Origin of the sequence: Emticicia sp. W12TSBA100-4 (assembly GCF_040253585.1) — a bacterium.
Taxonomy (GTDB): Bacteria; Bacteroidota; Bacteroidia; order Cytophagales; family Spirosomataceae; genus Emticicia.
Genome location: NZ_JBELAU010000010.1, coordinates 196,457 through 213,901 on the forward strand (window position 1 = coordinate 196,457; position 17,445 = coordinate 213,901).

The 17,445-nt window shown below is 38.1% G+C and carries 16 protein-coding genes; 4 read left to right on the forward strand and 12 right to left on the reverse strand.

Annotation, left to right across the window (positions count from 1 at the left end; translation table 11 throughout):
- Nucleotides 1-194: 194 nt before the first annotated feature.
- From ABR854_RS16250 to mutL, 7 genes are all read right to left on the reverse strand, one after another.
- Complete coding sequence (locus ABR854_RS16250; RefSeq protein WP_350266531.1) at nucleotides 195-341, reverse strand: hypothetical protein; 147 nt, start codon at nucleotides 339-341, stop codon at nucleotides 195-197.
- Nucleotides 342-422: 81 nt separating this feature from the next.
- Complete coding sequence (locus ABR854_RS16255; protein WP_350266533.1) at nucleotides 423-1,184, reverse strand: sterol desaturase family protein; 762 nt, start codon at nucleotides 1,182-1,184, stop codon at nucleotides 423-425.
- 203 nt (nucleotides 1,185-1,387) lie between these two features.
- Nucleotides 1,388-4,231 carry an excinuclease ABC subunit UvrA gene (uvrA, locus tag ABR854_RS16260; RefSeq protein ID WP_350266534.1) on the reverse strand — a complete coding sequence of 948 codons (2,844 nt, stop codon included), beginning with the start codon at nucleotides 4,229-4,231 and terminating at the stop codon, nucleotides 1,388-1,390.
- 141 nt (nucleotides 4,232-4,372) lie between these two features.
- On the reverse strand, nucleotides 4,373-6,304 hold the full coding sequence (dxs, locus tag ABR854_RS16265) for a 1-deoxy-D-xylulose-5-phosphate synthase (RefSeq protein WP_350266535.1): 1,932 nt from the start codon (nucleotides 6,302-6,304) through the stop codon (nucleotides 4,373-4,375).
- A 171-nt stretch (nucleotides 6,305-6,475) separates the two neighbouring features.
- On the reverse strand, nucleotides 6,476-7,384 hold the full coding sequence (locus tag ABR854_RS16270) for a rhomboid family intramembrane serine protease (protein ID WP_350266536.1): 909 nt from the start codon (nucleotides 7,382-7,384) through the stop codon (nucleotides 6,476-6,478).
- 2 nt (nucleotides 7,385-7,386) lie between these two features.
- Nucleotides 7,387-8,025, reverse strand: coding sequence for a rhomboid family intramembrane serine protease (locus ABR854_RS16275; RefSeq protein WP_350266537.1), 639 nt, complete (start codon nucleotides 8,023-8,025; stop codon nucleotides 7,387-7,389).
- Nucleotides 8,026-8,067: 42 nt separating this feature from the next.
- Complete coding sequence (mutL, locus tag ABR854_RS16280) at nucleotides 8,068-9,990, reverse strand: DNA mismatch repair endonuclease MutL (RefSeq protein ID WP_350266539.1); 1,923 nt, start codon at nucleotides 9,988-9,990, stop codon at nucleotides 8,068-8,070.
- 291 nt (nucleotides 9,991-10,281) lie between these two features.
- On the opposite strand from mutL, the gene ABR854_RS16285 reads away from it, so the two are divergent.
- Nucleotides 10,282-10,806 carry a DUF2911 domain-containing protein gene (locus ABR854_RS16285; protein WP_350266541.1) on the forward strand — a complete coding sequence of 175 codons (525 nt, stop codon included), beginning with the start codon at nucleotides 10,282-10,284 and terminating at the stop codon, nucleotides 10,804-10,806.
- Between the two features lie 37 nt (nucleotides 10,807-10,843).
- On the opposite strand, the gene ABR854_RS16290 is transcribed toward ABR854_RS16285, so the two are convergent.
- The 4 genes from ABR854_RS16290 to ABR854_RS16305 all read right to left on the reverse strand — a co-directional run bounded on the left by ABR854_RS16290 (nucleotide 10,844) and on the right by ABR854_RS16305 (nucleotide 12,815).
- Nucleotides 10,844-11,344 carry a GNAT family N-acetyltransferase gene (locus tag ABR854_RS16290; RefSeq protein WP_350266543.1) on the reverse strand — a complete coding sequence of 167 codons (501 nt, stop codon included), beginning with the start codon at nucleotides 11,342-11,344 and terminating at the stop codon, nucleotides 10,844-10,846.
- A gap of 187 nt (nucleotides 11,345-11,531) precedes the next feature.
- On the reverse strand, nucleotides 11,532-11,954 hold the full coding sequence (locus tag ABR854_RS16295; protein WP_350266545.1) for a barstar family protein: 423 nt from the start codon (nucleotides 11,952-11,954) through the stop codon (nucleotides 11,532-11,534).
- 67 nt (nucleotides 11,955-12,021) lie between these two features.
- Nucleotides 12,022-12,492 carry a guanyl-specific ribonuclease gene (locus tag ABR854_RS16300; RefSeq protein WP_350266546.1) on the reverse strand — a complete coding sequence of 157 codons (471 nt, stop codon included), beginning with the start codon at nucleotides 12,490-12,492 and terminating at the stop codon, nucleotides 12,022-12,024.
- A gap of 26 nt (nucleotides 12,493-12,518) precedes the next feature.
- Complete coding sequence (locus tag ABR854_RS16305; RefSeq protein WP_350266548.1) at nucleotides 12,519-12,815, reverse strand: muconolactone Delta-isomerase family protein; 297 nt, start codon at nucleotides 12,813-12,815, stop codon at nucleotides 12,519-12,521.
- A 396-nt stretch (nucleotides 12,816-13,211) separates the two neighbouring features.
- Between ABR854_RS16305 and ABR854_RS16310 the strand changes: the two genes are divergently transcribed.
- The gene (locus ABR854_RS16310; protein WP_350266550.1) at nucleotides 13,212-15,404 is read left to right on the forward strand and encodes a TonB-dependent receptor; all 2,193 of its coding nucleotides are present in this window, start codon (nucleotides 13,212-13,214) and stop codon (nucleotides 15,402-15,404) included.
- Between the two features lie 69 nt (nucleotides 15,405-15,473).
- Here ABR854_RS16310 and ABR854_RS16315 read toward each other — a convergent pair whose 3' ends face one another.
- Entirely contained in the window at nucleotides 15,474-16,919 is a 1,446-nt protein-coding gene (locus ABR854_RS16315) for a Gfo/Idh/MocA family oxidoreductase (RefSeq protein ID WP_350266551.1), read from the reverse strand.
- 163 nt (nucleotides 16,920-17,082) lie between these two features.
- Here ABR854_RS16315 and ABR854_RS16320 point away from each other — a divergent pair, with 163 nt between their 5' ends.
- Entirely contained in the window at nucleotides 17,083-17,313 is a 231-nt protein-coding gene (locus tag ABR854_RS16320; RefSeq protein ID WP_350266553.1) for a hypothetical protein, read from the forward strand.
- A complete protein-coding gene (locus ABR854_RS16325; protein WP_350266554.1) occupies nucleotides 17,310-17,444 on the forward strand; it encodes a hypothetical protein in 135 nt (44 codons plus the stop codon). Before ABR854_RS16320 ends, ABR854_RS16325 begins: the two co-directional genes overlap by 4 nt.
- Nucleotide 17,445 lies beyond the last annotated feature (1 nt).

Sequence of the window (17,445 nt, forward strand, 5' to 3'; positions counted from 1 at the left end):
TTTGTTTTGTTAGTAAGAGCTATAGGGCTAAATACTTTTCAAAGCAATTTTGATTTTGTCCATAAATGATGATGCTATTACATGAGAAAAGATTGAAGAAATCTATAAAAGCTTCTGTAAAATGCTGATCAATAGTATTTTATGATTTGCTTCTCGGTATTTTACTAAATATTTTCCAGTGTTATAACAAAATTTTATTTTTTCAATTCTTTAATTGCTTGAGTTCGTAGTGTTTTAGCCGTTTCAAACTTTCCTGTATGACTCCAACCTGGAGGCATAAAAACATATCCGATTTTATCTTTAAGTTTAGGTACAGAACGTATATCGTGCCATAAACTCATGATTTCTCCGAAGTAAACATCTATAAAACTATTAGAATTCATCGGACGAGTAATGCCATATTCGATGGGAAATTGTTTTTCTCATTTTTGATAAGTTTTAAAAATAACATCCCAAACGTTAATAATTGAACAGAAGTTTGTATCCATATATAAAGGATTTCGGCCGTGATGTACTCGATGGTGCGATGGTGTGAGAATAAATCTCTCCAGAACCCCAAGTCTTGCATTTTTTATACTTCCTTCGCTAATATGTACAAATGCTCCCCAAATGCTATCAATAATCATAATTGCAAAAAGCATGATGGGTTGGACTCCCAAAAGCATGCAAAACATGGCCGTAAAGAATTCTGTATAGAGATTTTCGACAAAAAAGGTCGTGAGTGTAATCGAAGAGTTTAAGTCTTCAGAAGAATGATGTACAGAATGAAAACACCAAAGCAAACGAACTTTATGTGTCAAATAATGACGAATAAAATTGTTTAGTTCGTAAACCAAATAACCATAAATGAACCAATACCAAGAGAGATAGGTCTGAATAATAGCGTATTTCTGAAAGATACCGATAGCGATAAGTAATACAGAAAAACCAATTAATCGACTCAATATACGATTGACTACAATAATCAAAAACGGCACTTTATAGCTTTCTTTACGAAACTTATGCCGAAATAATGACCATAAAACCTCAAAAACAATAATAAAAGGAGTAATTGGAGAGATAAATGTCAGGAAACCTTCAAAAGTTAATAATGCGTGAAAATTTCCTGTGTGAATGATATCTAATAAGCCATTAATTCTAAAAAAAATGAGTAGTTCATTAAGTAAGTCAGTGATTATATTCATTAAAATGGTTTTAAGTATAATAGGATGATGTGATTTTAAGATTCTTTCATCTGAAAGCCTAAGCCATTTATATTGACGCTTTTTTTATCAAAATAGTTGGATGACTTTGGGCTACCGAAAGAAAATAAAACAATAGAAATTCTATTACACTGATTTTTAGCGGTTTATAGTGGTTGGTGGTCTTAGAAATAATTACTCTAATATTAATGTAATTCGTCTTTTAAGAAAAATCCAGTATAGCTACCTTTTACTTTGGCAACTTGTTCTGGTGTACCTTCAGCCACAATTGTTCCGCCTTTATTACCACCTTCGGGGCCAATATCAATCACGTGGTCGGCCACTTTTATTACATCCAAATTATGCTCAATAATTAGTACAGTATTGCCCTTGTCAGCCAGTTTTTGTAATACTTCGAGTAATTTCTGAATGTCTTTAAAATGAAGTCCAGTTGTTGGTTCATCTAAAATATAGATTGTTTTACCTGTATCTTTTTTCGATAATTCTTCCGATAATTTTACTCGTTGAGCTTCTCCTCCCGAAAGAGTTGTGGCGTGTTGACCAAGTGTGATGTAGCCCAAGCCAACTTCATTCAAAATCTGAACTTTTCGATTGATTTTTGGGATACTCTCAAAAAACTCAACTGCTTGTTCAACGGTCATATCCAGTACATCGGCAATAGATTTTCCTTTATAACGCACCTCCAAAGTTTCACGATTGAAACGTTTTCCTTTGCAAGTTTCGCAAGCTACGTGTACATCGGGCAAAAACTCCATTTCGATTTTCTTCATGCCCGCACCTTCGCAGTCTTCACAGCGTCCACCTTTTACATTGAACGAAAAACGCCCAGGTTTATAACCTCTGATTTTAGCTTCGGGCAATTCGGCAAAAAGTGTTCGAATCTCCGAAAACATTCCTGTATAAGTAGCAGGGTTGCTACGTGGCGTACGTCCGATTGGACTTTGGTCAACCTCAATTACTTTATCGAGGTGTTCGAGTCCTTCGATTGATTTATGTGCTAAAGGTTCTCTTTTTGAATTATAAAAATGTTTATTTAAGACAGGGAAAAGGGTTTCGTGGATCAACGAAGATTTTCCGCTACCACTCACACCAGTGATACAAATCATTTTACCCAATGGAAGTTTCAGAGTAACATTCTTTAAATTATGTCCAGTTGCTCCTTTGATTATCAAGTATTTACCATTGCCTTTGCGTCGCTCTTTCGGAACTTCAATACTGATTCTTCCACTCAGATAATCAGAAGTTGTACTTCGATTTTTGATAAACTCTTGTGGTGTTCCTCGACCAACTATATTTCCACCGTGTCGGCCTGCACCTGGGCCAATATCCAGAATATAATCCGATTCGAGCATCATATCTTTATCGTGTTCAACGACCAAAACAGTATTACCTAAATCTCGTAAATCTTTTAATGCTTGAATTAGTTTTACATTATCTCGCTGATGCAAACCAATGCTTGGCTCGTCCATGATATACAAAACCCCCACCAACTGTGTGCCGATTTGAGTTGCTAAACGAATCCGTTGCGATTCTCCACCCGAAAGTGTACGAAGTGGGCGGTTGAGTGTCAGATAGTCCAAGCCAATGCCCATCAAGAAGCCAATTCGCTTACGGATTTCTTTTAAAATCTCTTTGGCAATAACATTTTGGCGGTCAGACAAACGAGTTTCTAAATCAGTAAACCATTCTTCTAACTCTCTGATGTCCATTTCGGCCAAATCGGCGATATTACTTTTGGCGATTTTGAAATGGAGCGATTCCTTTTTCAATCGTTGCCCATCGCAATCTGGACAAGTTTTAATGACCAGATAATCACGTACCCAATCTTGAATTTTATCATTATCCGAGTCTTGTTGACGTTTCAAGAAGGTAATTACGCCTTCAAAAGTTGAGTTCCATTCGGTGCCTGGGTATTTTTTTGAAGGAACTGGCAACGGCGTTTCACTTCCATAAAGAATTGTTTTTAAGGCATCTTCTGGAATCTTTTCGATAGGAGTAGAAATATTTGATTTATACGCCTTCAGAATTACCTCAATTTGCTTGAAAATCCATAAATCACGGTATTCGCCCAGCGGAGCAATTCCTCCACGAGTGATGCTCAAACTGCGGTCAGGAATAATTGATTCTTCGGTAATTTCTTCGATTGTTCCGAGTCCATTGCAAGTCGGACAAGCACCGTAAGGTGAGTTGAACGAAAAACTATTAGGTGAAGGGTCTTCGTATGAAACACCCGATTCGGGGTCAGTGAGGTTTTGTGAGAAATATTGCGTTTGGTTTTTACTATCCAAAAGCATCATCGAACCTTTACCTTGTTTCAAGGCAGTTCCGATTGATTGACTCAAACGATAGCGGTCTTCGCTTTTCGGAATAACTCTATCAATGACAATCTCAATATCGTGTATCTTATAGCGGTCGAGTTGCATTTTTGGATTAATATTCAGCACTTCGCCATCTACACGTACTTTATTATAGCCCAATTTGGCAATTTGTACAAAAAGCTCACGGTAATGCCCTTTACGTCCTTTTACGATAGGAGCAAGTAACGTAACTTTTTGATTTTCAAATTGTTGTAGAATCTGGTCAATGATTTGGTCTTGCGTTTGCTTAACCATTTTATTGCCAGTTATATAGCTAAAAGCTTCGCCAGCACGAGCAAAAAACAAACGAAGGAAATCATAGATTTCGGTAGTTGTACCAACTGTTGAGCGAGGGTTTTTTGAAGTAGTTTTTTGCTCGATAGAAATTACGGGTGAAAGACCATTGATTTTATCAACGTCAGGCCTCTCCATGTTGCCAATAAAACTACGAGCATACGCCGAAAAACTCTCCATGTAGCGGCGTTGACCTTCGGCATAGATTGTATCAAAAGCCAAAGATGATTTTCCACTTCCCGAAATACCAGTAATCACTACCAGCTTGTTTCGTGGAATACTCACATCAATGTTTTTGAGGTTGTGTTCTCTTGCACCTAAGACCTCGATTTGGTCGTAGCCAGTTAGGTCAATATCGTTCAGTTTTTTATTGCTCACTATTTTTTTGCTCGGTTTTTTCTTACAAAGATAACGAAAAAACTACGGTGGTGGTTCAGAAAAATTAAAAGCCTTAACCAGTTTTAAGGGGTTAAGGCTTTTAAAAATATTTAGGGTCTGATGGAATGTCTGACCAAATTATTATATCAAAATGGTATTCGCTACCATTTCACGCACGGAATTGGCAATTCCTTCTGGGTCGAAGCCACATTCACGTTGAAGCTCGATTTGCTCACCATGTTCTACGATGCGGTCAGGAATACCCAAGCGTTTTACTTTGGCATTATAACCATTATCAATCATAAATTCCAAAACGGCACTTCCCATACCACCTTGTAGACAACCATCTTCTACGGTTATTACTCTATCGAATTTTTGGAAAACTTCGTGGAGCATTACTTCATCGAGCGGTTTCACAAATCTTAAATCATAGTGAGCAGGATTTAAGCCTTCTTTTTCGAGCATTTCGCAGGCTTTCACCACATAATTACCAATGTGCCCAATTGTCAAGATTGCTACTTCTTCACCATCTTTTATTTTGCGTCCTTTTCCGATTTCAAGTTTTTGAAATGGTCGTTTCCAATCTGGCATTACACCCTCACCTCTTGGATAGCGAATCGTGAAAGCAGTTTTTAGTTTTTGCGTTTCTTCTAACTGGAAGGTAAACATCAAGTTACGCAATTCTTCTTCGTCCATTGGTGAAGCCACTACCATGTGCGGAATACAACGCATATAGGCAATGTCGTATGCTCCGTGGTGTGTGGGGCCATCAGCACCAGCAAAACCTGCACGGTCGAGGCAGAAAATAACAGGAAGCTGTTGCAAACACACATCGTGAATCACTTGGTCGTAGGCACGCTGCATGAAGCTTGAGTAAATATTGCAATAAACTACCAAGTCACGAGTGGCCATACCTGCCGAAAACGTAACAGCGTGTTGCTCGGCAATACCCACATCAAATGCACGGTCGGGCATGGCCTTCATCATAATATTCAAAGAAGAACCCGACGGCATAGCGGGTGTTACACCTACGATTTTATCATTTTTTTCAGCCAATTCCACAATTGTATTACCAAATACATCTTGGTATTTTGGCGGCATAGGCTTATCATAAACTTTCTTCTGAATTACGCCCGTCACCTTATCAAAAAGACCAGGGGCATGCCATTTGGTTTGTTCTTTTTCGGCAGGAGCATAGCCTTTTCCTTTTACGGTTAGGCAGTGAAGAATTTTTGGCCCTGGAATATCTTTCAAGTCTTCTAAAACACTTACCAAATGGTCGATGTCGTGGCCATCAATTGGTCCGAAATAACGTAGATTTAATGCTTCAAAGAAGTTACTTTGGCTTAATAAAGCCCCTTTCATAGCATTTTCTACTTTGGCAACAATCTTTCTGGCACTTGTGCCAAATGTACTCATTTTACCAAGTAGTTGCCAAACATCGTCTTTTACGTTATTGTATGTTTTTGAGGTCGTAATATCGGTCAAATACTCTTTCAACGCTCCCACATTTGGGTCGATTGCCATGCAGTTATCGTTCAAGATAATCAACACATTAGCATCTTTCAATGAGCCTGCGTGGTTCATGCCTTCAAACGCCATACCTGCTGTCATTGAACCATCGCCGATAATTGCAATGTGCTGACGCTTCGGTTCGCCATTGATGTTTGATGCCACTGCCATTCCGACGGCCGCCGAAATTGAAGTAGATGAATGCCCAACTCCGAAAGTATCGTATTCACTCTCTTTTCTCTTCGGAAAACCAGATAGACCGCCATAAAGACGATTTGTGTGAAAGTTTTCACGTCTTCCAGTCAAGATTTTGTGTCCATAAGCTTGGTGGCCTACATCCCAAACGAGTTGGTCGTCGGGGGTATTAAAAACATAGTGCAAAGCAACAGTAAGTTCGACGACACCAAGGCTTGAGCTAAAGTGTCCACCATAGACAGAAACCATGTCGATAATGTATTGGCGGAGTTCGTCGGCAACTTGTGGAAGTTTCGTACGGTCAACGTTTCGTAAATCTGCAGGAATGTTGATGTTTTTTAGTATTTCACCGGGCGTTATGAGCATATCTTTTTACCAATTAGAGGTAGTTTGTATTTCTAAAACTGAACACAGTTAAAATTGTTCGATTTCGGATGGAAAATTTACGTATAGCTACGAATTTATTCCTCGAGTATCGAAAATATTTAGAGATTGAAGTATGAATTTGATTACAAATGTACGGAAAAATTAGAAATTTTAATCTTTCTTTTGACTTGCTCGGTAGAGTTTTTGTTTTTCTTCTTTTGTGAGGCTTTCGTAGCCCGATTTGCCTATTTTGTCCAAAATAGCATCAACCTCATCTTGGTCTGGGAAGTAATTAGGGTCGAGCTTTGCACTGCTTCCGCTTTTACTCGCAACCGTTGACTCGCTGTATTTTCTTTGTGGAATTTTTACCTGTGGTTTGGGTTTCCAAAGGTTGTTTAGCCAATCACTAATAGTTTCTATGGGGCTACCTAAATCAGTTCCTCGGCGTAATAAATAAATGTATGAATAACCCGCTATCGCTCCACCCAAATGCGAGATTCCGCTACTTGGCACAACAAAAGATATGAGCAAGAAAGCCCAAGCGAGGTATTTGATTTTGATCAGTATGATACCAAATAAATAAAATTCATACTCAGGGAGTAGAGCAACTGCCGCAAACATCACTGCATATACCGCCGCCGAAGCACCTAAAATAGTTGGACTAATATTATTTAACTGAGGCGATAAAGCCAACAAATTATAAACAGCGATATAAATCAGACCGCTGATGATACCACCAATGAGATAAATATTTAATAACTTTCTGCTTCCGATAAACTCTTGTACCAAAGTTCCAAACCAAAATAACGAAAGCATATTGAAGAGTAAATGGAAAAAACCGTAGTGCGTAAAGCAGTAGGTGAGGAGTGTCCAGGGTTTGCGGATAAATGATTTAATTGGAGCAATCAACTCAAAATTATCGGTGATGATTTTATTGATTGTTCCGCCACTTGGGGAAAAGGAAAAGATAAATCCGATTAAGATTAGAGATAAAAAAACGCCCGCATTGATGAGCATGAGTTGCACCAATGTGTTTCCTTTCTTAAATGGACTCTTTATGTCGTCAATGAAACTTGCCACTGTTAATAGAATCTATCTTTCTTTTTGTTCCAATAATTAATCAATAATATACCAAAAATCAAGCCACCAATATGAGCAAAATGGGCAACGCCTGGTGTGATGTTAGATACACCCGAGAAAATCTCGAAAAGAGCATATAAAGATACTAAATATTTTGCTTTTACAGGTATCGGAAGTGGAAAAATTATCATTTCGGTATTAGGAAATAATCTTGCAAATGCCCCCAACATCCCAAAAATTGCTCCCGAAGCTCCTACCATCGGAATACTCATCATCATTGTATATTCGGGAGAGTCGACAGCAAATTGTGAAATTTCGTAGAGATTGATTGCTCCATGAAGTAAACAGGCCCCAATGCCCGATACAATATACAAAATCAAAAAACGCTTACTGCCTAAGAAGCTTTCGAGCATTGGCCCAAACATAAATAAACCAAACATATTGCTAAATATATGTCCTGTACCTGAGTGCAAAAACATATATGTAAAAATCTGAATAGGATTGAAAAGTCCCATCTCATGCAGAGAGAAACTATGATAACCAAAAATTGTGGCTAAATCTATTCTTAAAAAACTCTGTACAAAATAAACAGCAACATTTGCTATCAATAAGTTACGAACAACGGGTGTAACTTGAAACATATCGTAATTTAGGTTAAAATAGCATTTTCGTTAAACTCAAAATTACTGTTTGCGATTCAGTAATTCTGCTAATTGGTCTAACGACAAAATAGTCATAATTGGTTCACCATTAGGTGTATAGCTTGGTACAGCAGTCTCGAAAAGCTGATGGATTAGCAAGTTTATCTCAATTTTTGAGAGCTCACCCATATATTTCGATGACGAACGCTTCGAGAACGAACGAGCTACATTTTCTAATCTATCTAACTGCAAATCAGTCTGATTAGTTTTGTATTGTTGTACTAAACCTTCAAAAATCTCTTTTTCGTTTTCTTCTTGTACTTCGGGCGGAACACCATTAATTTTAATGGTATGTTGTCCAAATTCTTCAAACGAAAAGCCCAAAGCTTTTATTTCCTCTTGAATTTCCATGACCAACTGATAATCGGCGGGCTGTAAATCTAAGGTTTTCGGAAAAAGGAGTTGTTGAGTAAACGATTTTTTATTCTTTAAATTGTTGTAATATTTTTCGTACAAAATTCGCTCATAAGCTGCTCTTTGGTCAATGAGCATCATACCACTTTTGGCTTGTGCTACAATGAAACGGTTTTGTATCTGAATTGCACTAATTTCTTGGATTTCGGCAATTCTACGGCTTTCGTCCGAAATATCATTGGCTTTGCTGCCCATCGTCATTGGTTCAGGGTCAAACCCTAAACTTGCTTGATTGTTGGGCTTGAAACCTTCTAAACCATCAAAAAGTTTTCGCCAGTTTTCGGTATTTGAAGAGGCATTATCACGTTGATCCCGCTTTTCTCGATAAACATCATCTCTCTGTGGTTGATACGATCCTTGTTGCGACGAAGGTCGAGCATTTTCAAAATCAGATAAGCCCGAAAATGATGAACTAATAGGATTTGGCGAATCGGTAAAACGATTAGTATTGGTAAGATTTCCGAAATTTATATCTGACTCAAAATCAATTGTTGGTGTAAGGTTATAAACTCCGATGGCTCTTCTGACTGCCGAACGAATAATGGCGTAAACAGCTCGTTCATCGTCGAATTTTATCTCAGTTTTCGTAGGATGAATATTGATATCAACGTGCGATGGGTCGATTTCAATAAATAACACATAAAAAGGACTGCTTCCTTCAGGAATAGTTGCTTCAAAAGCACTCAACACGGCATGGTGCAGATAATTATGCTTGATAAACCGCTTGTTTACAAAGAAAAACTGTTCTCCTCGCCCTTTTTTGGCTGATTCTGGTTTTCCGACGTAGCCCGAAATATTAACAAATGGGGTTTCTTCTTCGCAGCTTGCCAATTGTTCACGGTAAGCTTTTCCAAATATATCAACAATTCTTCGGCTGAGTTTTCCCGCAGGAAGGTTATAAACTTCTACATCATTATGATAAAGAGTAAAATTAATATCCGGGTGAGCCAGCGAAACTCGTTGAAATTCGTCAAGAATATGCTTCATCTCGACTGGATTCGACTTCAAGAAGTTTCGTCGAGCAGGAACATTAAAAAATAAATTCTTTACTTGAAAATTCGTGCCTTTCGGGCAAGAAACCGATTCTTGGCTTTTGAGTTCAGAGCCTTCGATGCGAATCATTGTGCCAACTTCGTCAATCATTCGACGGCTACGTAATTCTACTTGGGCAATTGCCGCAATGGAAGCCAACGCTTCGCCACGAAAACCCATTGTCAGAATCGAAAAAAGGTCATCAGCCGTGCGGATTTTTGAAGTAGCGTGTCGCTCGAAACTCATACGAGCATCCGTGGCAGACATTCCCATGCCGTCATCAATTACCTGAATGAGCGTTCGCCCTGCATCTTTTACAATCAATTGTATATTATTGGCACGGGCATCAATCGAATTTTCCAAAAGTTCTTTCACCACCGACGCTGGTCGCTGCACAACTTCTCCTGCTGCAATCTGATTGGCTATCGAGTCGGGTAGTAAATGAATAATATCGAGCATCAGTAAAATCCTTATAACAAATTCAAAGTTGACAAGGCTTTGTCAACACAATAATATAAACACTTGAAAATTAAAAACTGTTCGCTTAATGCAAATTTGTCGCTTTTCGAGGGGAAATCATTGAATAATCTGATTTTTTTTTGAGAAAACTCCTAAAATCGACTTTTGATACACTATTGACTAAGAAATAGTGTATTAGTTTATAAAATAAGACAGTATTATGTCGAGTTTTCTTTGAACTATTCTAATACGATACGTTGTTTCGTTAGAGAAATTAAACCCCTTTCAAAAATGAACAAAATCGTAAAAATTGTTTTGATTATTGCTGCCGTTTTGGTGGTTGCTTTCTTTGGTTTAAAAACTTTCACAAAGAGTAAAAGTCCAGCCGAAACCGCAAAGTTCGACCAAAATGGACTAACTGTGCAAGTTGACTATTGCCGACCTTACAAAAAGGGACGTGAGATTTTTGGGAAATTATTGCCTTACGGTGAAGTTTGGCGTACGGGTGCAAACGAAGCTACGATTTTTGATGTAAAACAAGACATTAAAGTAGGCGATAAAACCTTAAAAGCAGGAAAATACACACTTTGGACAATTCCGAATGCGGATAAATGGACAATTATTTTAAATGGAGAAACTGGACAGTGGGGAACAAATTATGATGAAAAACGTGATGTGTTGAGAGTTGATGTTCCAGTTGGGAAAGCTGCCGAAACACTCGAACAATTTAAGGTAGATTTTGCAGCAGCCGAAGGTGGTGCCGATATGATTTTGCGTTGGGACAATACTGAAGTAAAAGTGCCGATTAGGTTGTAGAAGCCCCTCCCAACCCTCCCGAATAGGGAGGGCTTTTTTATGCCCGAAATCTCACAAAAATATGCTCATCATAAAATTTTCCTTCTTTGAAAAGCGATTGTTTTAGAATGGCTTCTTTATGAAAACCTGCTTTCTCTAAAACTCGCATAGAGGCGAGGTTATATTCAAAAACGCCTGCGTAAATTCGGTGAATATCGTAGTTTTTGAAGGCATATTCAACAATTTCGGTGATGGCTGATGAGATAATGCCTTTTCCCCAATGAGCTTCACCCAGCCAATAACCGATTTCGGCGTTTTTTCTGTAAATATCATCTTTTAGTAAAATGCCAATGCCGCCGCCGGCTTCATTATCAACCACAATCGCAAAGGTTTCGGGCGAATTTTGAGCAATTCTTACCCAGCCATGTGCTTCTTCGATGGTGTAAGGATGCGGAAAAATATCTTTCAGATTTCGCCAAATATTATAGTTATTAGCATTTTTTGTGAGCGATTCTTCATCGCCCGGTTGCCATTGACGTAGTATGTATGGTTGGAGCATATTTTGCTTAAATGTTGTAACTATGGTTTAAATATGGTAAATTTAAACAAAAAGCGGTAAGCCCCAATTTAATTATAGAACAGTATCAAGAACTTTTGAAACAACGTATTGAGGAATTGCAAGAAATTATAGCAAGAAGTTGGGCTTCAAATTCACCTTAATACTGTCAATAAAGCGGCATAATATTTTATTTTACCACATAACTAATCTCTTGGCTATCAAGTAGTTTTGTGATGCGTTCGCTTGGCGAAAAAGCTACGATCAATTCTTTTTTAATGATTTCATCGTCTTCGTCAATCCATTTCCAGTCTTCGCAAGTGGCATCGAGTAAATCAAGTAACGTCGGCAATTTATCGGGGTTGCGTTCTTTTTCTACAAATGAATCTGAATTTGTGATGTAAATCGCAACTTTTGTCTGCTCCAACCACGATAAATCGTTGAGCATTTCATCGAATGAGTCGAGGTTAAATCCAAAATATTCGGGGAAATTGAGAACTTTGGCTACTTCTTCGTAAAAACCTCTGAGTGTATGTGCTTTTAGGCCATCAATCTGAGCGATATGATAGCCATTTAATGTTTCTAAATTATTGGTTATAAGGAAATTAGGCATAAAGTTAATGAATGAATGAGTGCATGAACGAATGAGTGAATAATTTTCAGAAATTAGAAAGTTGCAATCATTTTGGTTCAATTTCAATAAATGTCTTATAGTGATTTTTGGTATAATAAGCCTTATCATTCGAGCCAGTTACGAGCCTTTCTGCTCCTCGATTTCGGCCTTTTTGTTTGGGGTTTACATCCCACTCTTGGTAATTGATTCTGCGTCCGTTTTCATCTTTTTGTGGAAGCTGTTTTTCGTAGTTTCCAAATTTTCGTCCGCCTACATAGCCATCGGGAGCTTCGCCATTTTCTTTGATATATTTCAGTACTTCATAGACTTTCTGCGGAATCTTACCTTGTTTATTCGGCTGATAATCAGAAGTATTCTCGTCAGATTTTTTGTCTTTTTTGCTTTCTTTTTGCCCAGTTTGTTGCGTTGTTGGCTCAGCCGCTTTGTATGTTTCTTGTTTTTGAGTTTGTCGGCAACCCAAAAAAATCTGACTAATTAATCCGATAACAAAAAGCGTATTTCTTAAAAACGTATTCACAATATTAGTTTTTTATCTCGGGGGCTTTAGTTCAACGAAAAAGCGGGTACTTTCATCACTACTGCATTATTAAACATAAGTTCGGTGATAGTTGGGTGCATGTATTCAATGAGTGGAAATTCTCCGATGATTCTCATCACTTCCAGTTCATCATCGGCATTGACTACGCACCAAAGGCGGTCACGCTCCATCGAGAGTGCATAAGATTGAATTTTCCCATCTTCCAAAAGCTGATTTACCATCATTCTTTGGGCGGGAATTTTTATAATTAATTTCTCTGGAAATGGGTTTGGCAATTCAAACTCTACCATAAATTGGCTCATATATTTTGCTTGGGCTTTTTGTTTAATACAATTAATAGAAATGTAAGTATCTTGTAATCAAATGATTGTGTGTAAGTGAGCTTTCTTTTGTAATAAATTTCTACACTAATATAAACAAGTTTTCTAAAAAAAACGTTTACTTTGCAGAACTTATCTCAAAAGGGGTGCCTTAACATAACGGGCTGAGATTATACCCATTGAACCTGTACACGGATAATGCCGCCGCAGGGAAAGAAAGTACTTTTAGGAAAGTCATGACCTCCGAAAATGTACTTAAATTTATTCAATTTAAAATTTTGTCAAACCAAAACGGCAAGCCGACGGAATTTCCGTGCGACTCATGCAGTTTCGACAGGATTTTGCTCCTTTCTCCTGTTGTTAAAACTTTCAAAAACAATGAAAAAATTAGCAACATTTCTTTTAGTCCACAGTTTACAGTTTACAGTTTTTGTAAAAACCTACTGCCTATTGCCTATTGCCTTTTGCCTATTATTTACTGCCAACGCTCAAGATTCTATATCGATTCGACAGCTCAATGAAGTAGTCGTAAGTGCTACTCGTGCCAATCAGAAAACTGGTATGGCGTTTACGAATGTTTACCAAAAAGACATCAAAAAAGTAAATTTAGGCCAAGATATGCCGTTTTTGCTTAATCAGTTGCCTTCGGTGGTGGTTACTTCTGATGCAGGTGCGGGCGTGGGCTATACAGGCATTCGTATTCGTGGTACTGACCCAACACGTATCAATGTTACGCTGAATGGTATTCCCTACAACGACTCCGAATCGCAAGGTACTTTTTGGGTGAATATGCCCGATTTTGCTTCTTCTGCACAGAGTATTCAAGTACAGCGTGGAGTTGGAACTTCGACCAACGGTGCGGGGGCATTCGGTGCAAGTATTAATATCAATACGTTGGGCTACGAACAAGATGCGTACGGAGAAACTAATTTTTCGGTGGGTTCATTCAATACATTGAAAACCAATATATTGGCGAGTACTGGTTTGCTGAATAATCACTTTGTTGTCGATGCTCGATTATCAAAAATTACGTCTGATGGCTATATCGACCGTGCTTCTTCTGATTTGAAATCGTTTTATGTTTCGGCTGGATATTATGGAAAAGATAATTTCGTAAGATTCAATGCCTTTTCGGGAAAAGAAAAAACGTATCAGTCTTGGGAAGGTGTTCCTGAAAGTTTACTGAAAACTAATCGTACATACAATCCATATACCTACGATAACCAAGTCGATGATTATCAGCAAGATAATTATCAGTTGATTTCTTCCTTCAAACTTAATCAAAATTGGACGTTTAACCCAACGTTATTCTACACAAAAGGAAGGGGCTTCTATGAACAATACCGTGAGCGTCAATCATTTGCTAATTACGGCTTACCAAATGTAATTATTGGCAGAGATACCATCAAACGAACTGATTTAGTGCGTAGAAAATGGCTTGATAATGATTTTTATGGGGCAACTTACTCGCTTGATTATAACTCTAATAAAAAGTTTTCGGCGAATATTGGTGGCGGTTGGAATAAATATGATGGCGACCATTTTGGCGAAATTATATGGGCCAAAAATGCTTCAACCTCTAATATTCGTTATCGTTGGTACGAAAGTAATTCGATAAAAACTGATTTTAATATCTTCACAAAAGCTTATTATCAGGTGTCAGAAGCCCTAAACTTCTTTGCCGATTTGCAATACCGCACCGTTAATTATGACATAAAAGGCGTAGATGACGACCGACTGGATATTACGCAAAAATCTGATTATCAGTTTTTTAATCCAAAATTTGGTGTGAATTATCAATTGAGTAAAACTTCATCGGTTTATGCGTCATATGCAGTTGGAAATAAAGAACCGAGCCGCCAAGATTTTGTGGATAATGCTCAAGCACCTTTAGCTGAAACATTACGTGATTTGGAAATCGGTTATCGAACGACTGGACAAAAATTAAGCTTTGATGCGAATTTCTATTACATGAATTATAAAAATCAGTTGGTGTTGACTGGACAAGTGAATGATGTTGGAAATGCAATCAGAGTAAATGTGCCACAAAGTTATCGTGCTGGTTTAGAATTAATGGCGAATTGGAAGTTGGCGTCTAAATGGGCTTTATCGGCTAACACCACTTTTAGCCAAAACAAAATAAAGAATTTCACAGAAACGATTGTGAATTATGATGGAGAGGCAAATAAAATAAATAGCTTATCGAAAACCGATATTTCGTTTTCGCCAAATTTGATTGCGGGCGGACAACTTTCGTATAATCCAGCCAAAAACGTTGAGTTTGCTTGGATGACAAAGTATGTGAGCAAACAATTTATGGATAATACATCGGACGATAATCGTAGCCTTGAGGCGTTTTTTGTGAATGATATTAGAGCGAGTTATTCGGTGAAACCAAAATTTGTTAAAGAGTTGACATTCAATTTGTTAGTTAATAATATTTTCAATCACTTGTACGAATCAAATGGCTATACTTATAGTTATATTTATGATAAGCAAGTAACTACCGAAAATTTCTATTATCCGCAAGCAGGTACAAATTTCTTGTTGGCGGTGAAAGTGAGATTGTAGAAATTAGGAAATACAATACTTTTTAACGTTGGCATGGCTCAAAGCCATGCCAACGTTGTTTATATGAAGTTAAATCCAACCGCCCGCACGATATTCTCGTTTGACGAAAGCATTAGCTTCATCAAAATTGGTGATTTTCATATTTTTTCCATCCCACAAGAGTTTTTTTCTGCCGATAAACTTATTTTTTGAATTTCTCATCAAAAACGAACGAACTGCCAGATTTCCCATCAAAACGGTTTCGGTCAAAGGTCCAGATTGGTCGAACGACGAACTTGTATAAGTACCAAAACCCGATTTGCAGGCTTTCACCCATTGTTGTTGGTGGCCGTTTACATTACCTTCTACAACAGGACGTATTGGGTCGGGTAGTTTTATATTTTCAAACTTGCCATTGAGGAAAACCTTCGGATTATCGCCAAAAATCTCGCAAGCCAGTACGCCTTTCGTTCCGATAAACATCACGCCACCGTCGATGCTCGTAAAAATTTTATCGTAGTCGCAGCCTTCGGGAAGTCTCGGGCGAATACCGCCGTCATTCCAAGTAAGATTGATTTCTTTAAAGTTTGTACTCGTTGGATTAGGGAATTTGAGGTGAATAGATGCCGATGGCGGACAAACATCATCGAAAAATGCTTCTTTGAAGAAATCGGCATAGACTTGTCCAACCGAACACTCGACCGAAGTTGGATAGCCCAAATTCAAGGCACGGAAAGGGACATCCATGAAGTGGCAACCCATATCGCCCAAAGCTCCCGTACCGAAATCCCAATATCCACGCCAACGGAATGGCATGTATGCTTCGTGGTAATCTCGCATTGGAGCAGTGCCAAGCCACAAATTCCAGTCAACTTCGTTCGGAATTGGCTGTTTTTCGCCTTTATCTTTAGGAGATTGTACACCCTGCGGCCAAACTGGTCTGTTTGTCCAAACCTCTACCGAATGTACTTCACCGATTGTGCCATTTTTAATGATTGCTTCCGTAATTCTTGTGCCTTTACTACTACTGCCTTGGTTGCCCATTTGCGTAACAACTTTATATTTGGCTGTTGCTTCGGTTAGTTGTCGAGCTTCCCAAATATCGTGCGTGAGCGGTTTTTCTACATAAACGTGCTTATTTAATTGAATCGCCGACATCGCAATCGGGTAGTGCATGTGGTCGGGTGTAGTCACGATTACGGCATCAATATTTTTACCTTCCGACTCTAGCATTTTTCGGTAATCTCGAAAATACGGAGCATTCGGAAATTTTGCTCTAAACTTAGCCGATTGTCTATCATCAACATCGCAAAGAGCTACGATATTATCAGAACCATTGTTGTAGGCCTGCGGTATATTAAAATCAGCTTTTCCGCCACAGCCAACGGCCGCAATATTGAGTTTATCGCTCGGTGCTACGAAGCCCTTGCCCAACACATGGCGAGGCACAATCATAAAGCCTGCGGATGCTAAAGCACTACTTTTAATGAAATTACGGCGTGAGTTTTGTTGTTTTTTGTCGTGAGAGTTGTTCATGCTGATAAAAGGTTGAATTTTTACGAAATGTAGAAAAAAATTGGGGAGGAAAAAAGAGTGGGAGAAAGATTAGTAGAAATTTGAAATAAACTTTGAATCATTTTTGACTCTTGCTTTTTGTTTGTTTATCTTCTACATTTACTTCATAAAATTAACGGCAATTATGACACAAATTGTTTTAGAAATAGATAATGAAAGAGACATTCGTCTCTTTATTGATTTGGCAGAAAGACTAAACGTAAAGTTTAAGGAAAGAACAGAAATAGTGGCTGATAAAGATATTGTAAATGAAGCCGAGCGTAAGGAACGGCGTAAAAATATTCAAGCATTTAGAGGCTCGTTGAAAAGGTTTAAGGGGTATGAATCTTCAAAATCTGAATTTTACGAGCAATGAAAATATTTATTGATAGTAGTGTTTTGATTGAATTTGCGAATGAACGCCGTCCCGAATTGCTTGATGCACTTTTAGATTTATCGCATGAAATTTACATCAACAATATAGTTGTTAGCGAATTTGTTTATTAAA

Bases quoted from the DNA above. Each gene is read 5' to 3' on its own strand.
- ABR854_RS16250 (WP_350266531.1), bottom strand. From the start codon at position 341: ATGAGTTTATGGCACGATATACGTTCTGTACCTAAACTTAAAGATAAA.
- ABR854_RS16255 (WP_350266533.1), bottom strand. From the start codon at position 1,184: ATGAATATAATCACTGACTTACTTAATGAACTACTCATTTTTTTTAGA.
- dxs (WP_350266535.1), bottom strand. From the start codon at position 6,304: ATGCTCATAACGCCCGGTGAAATACTAAAAAACATCAACATTCCTGCA.
- ABR854_RS16275 (WP_350266537.1), bottom strand. From the start codon at position 8,025: ATGTTTCAAGTTACACCCGTTGTTCGTAACTTATTGATAGCAAATGTT.
- mutL (WP_350266539.1), bottom strand. From the start codon at position 9,990: ATGCTCGATATTATTCATTTACTACCCGACTCGATAGCCAATCAGATT.
- ABR854_RS16285 (WP_350266541.1), top strand. From the start codon at position 10,282: ATGAACAAAATCGTAAAAATTGTTTTGATTATTGCTGCCGTTTTGGTG.
- ABR854_RS16290 (WP_350266543.1), bottom strand. From the start codon at position 11,344: ATGCTCCAACCATACATACTACGTCAATGGCAACCGGGCGATGAAGAA.
- ABR854_RS16295 (WP_350266545.1), bottom strand. From the start codon at position 11,954: ATGCCTAATTTCCTTATAACCAATAATTTAGAAACATTAAATGGCTAT.
- ABR854_RS16305 (WP_350266548.1), bottom strand. From the start codon at position 12,815: ATGAGCCAATTTATGGTAGAGTTTGAATTGCCAAACCCATTTCCAGAG.
- ABR854_RS16310 (WP_350266550.1), top strand. From the start codon at position 13,212: ATGAAAAAATTAGCAACATTTCTTTTAGTCCACAGTTTACAGTTTACA.
- ABR854_RS16315 (WP_350266551.1), bottom strand. From the start codon at position 16,919: ATGAACAACTCTCACGACAAAAAACAACAAAACTCACGCCGTAATTTC.
- ABR854_RS16320 (WP_350266553.1), top strand. From the start codon at position 17,083: ATGACACAAATTGTTTTAGAAATAGATAATGAAAGAGACATTCGTCTC.
- ABR854_RS16325 (WP_350266554.1), top strand. From the start codon at position 17,310: ATGAAAATATTTATTGATAGTAGTGTTTTGATTGAATTTGCGAATGAA.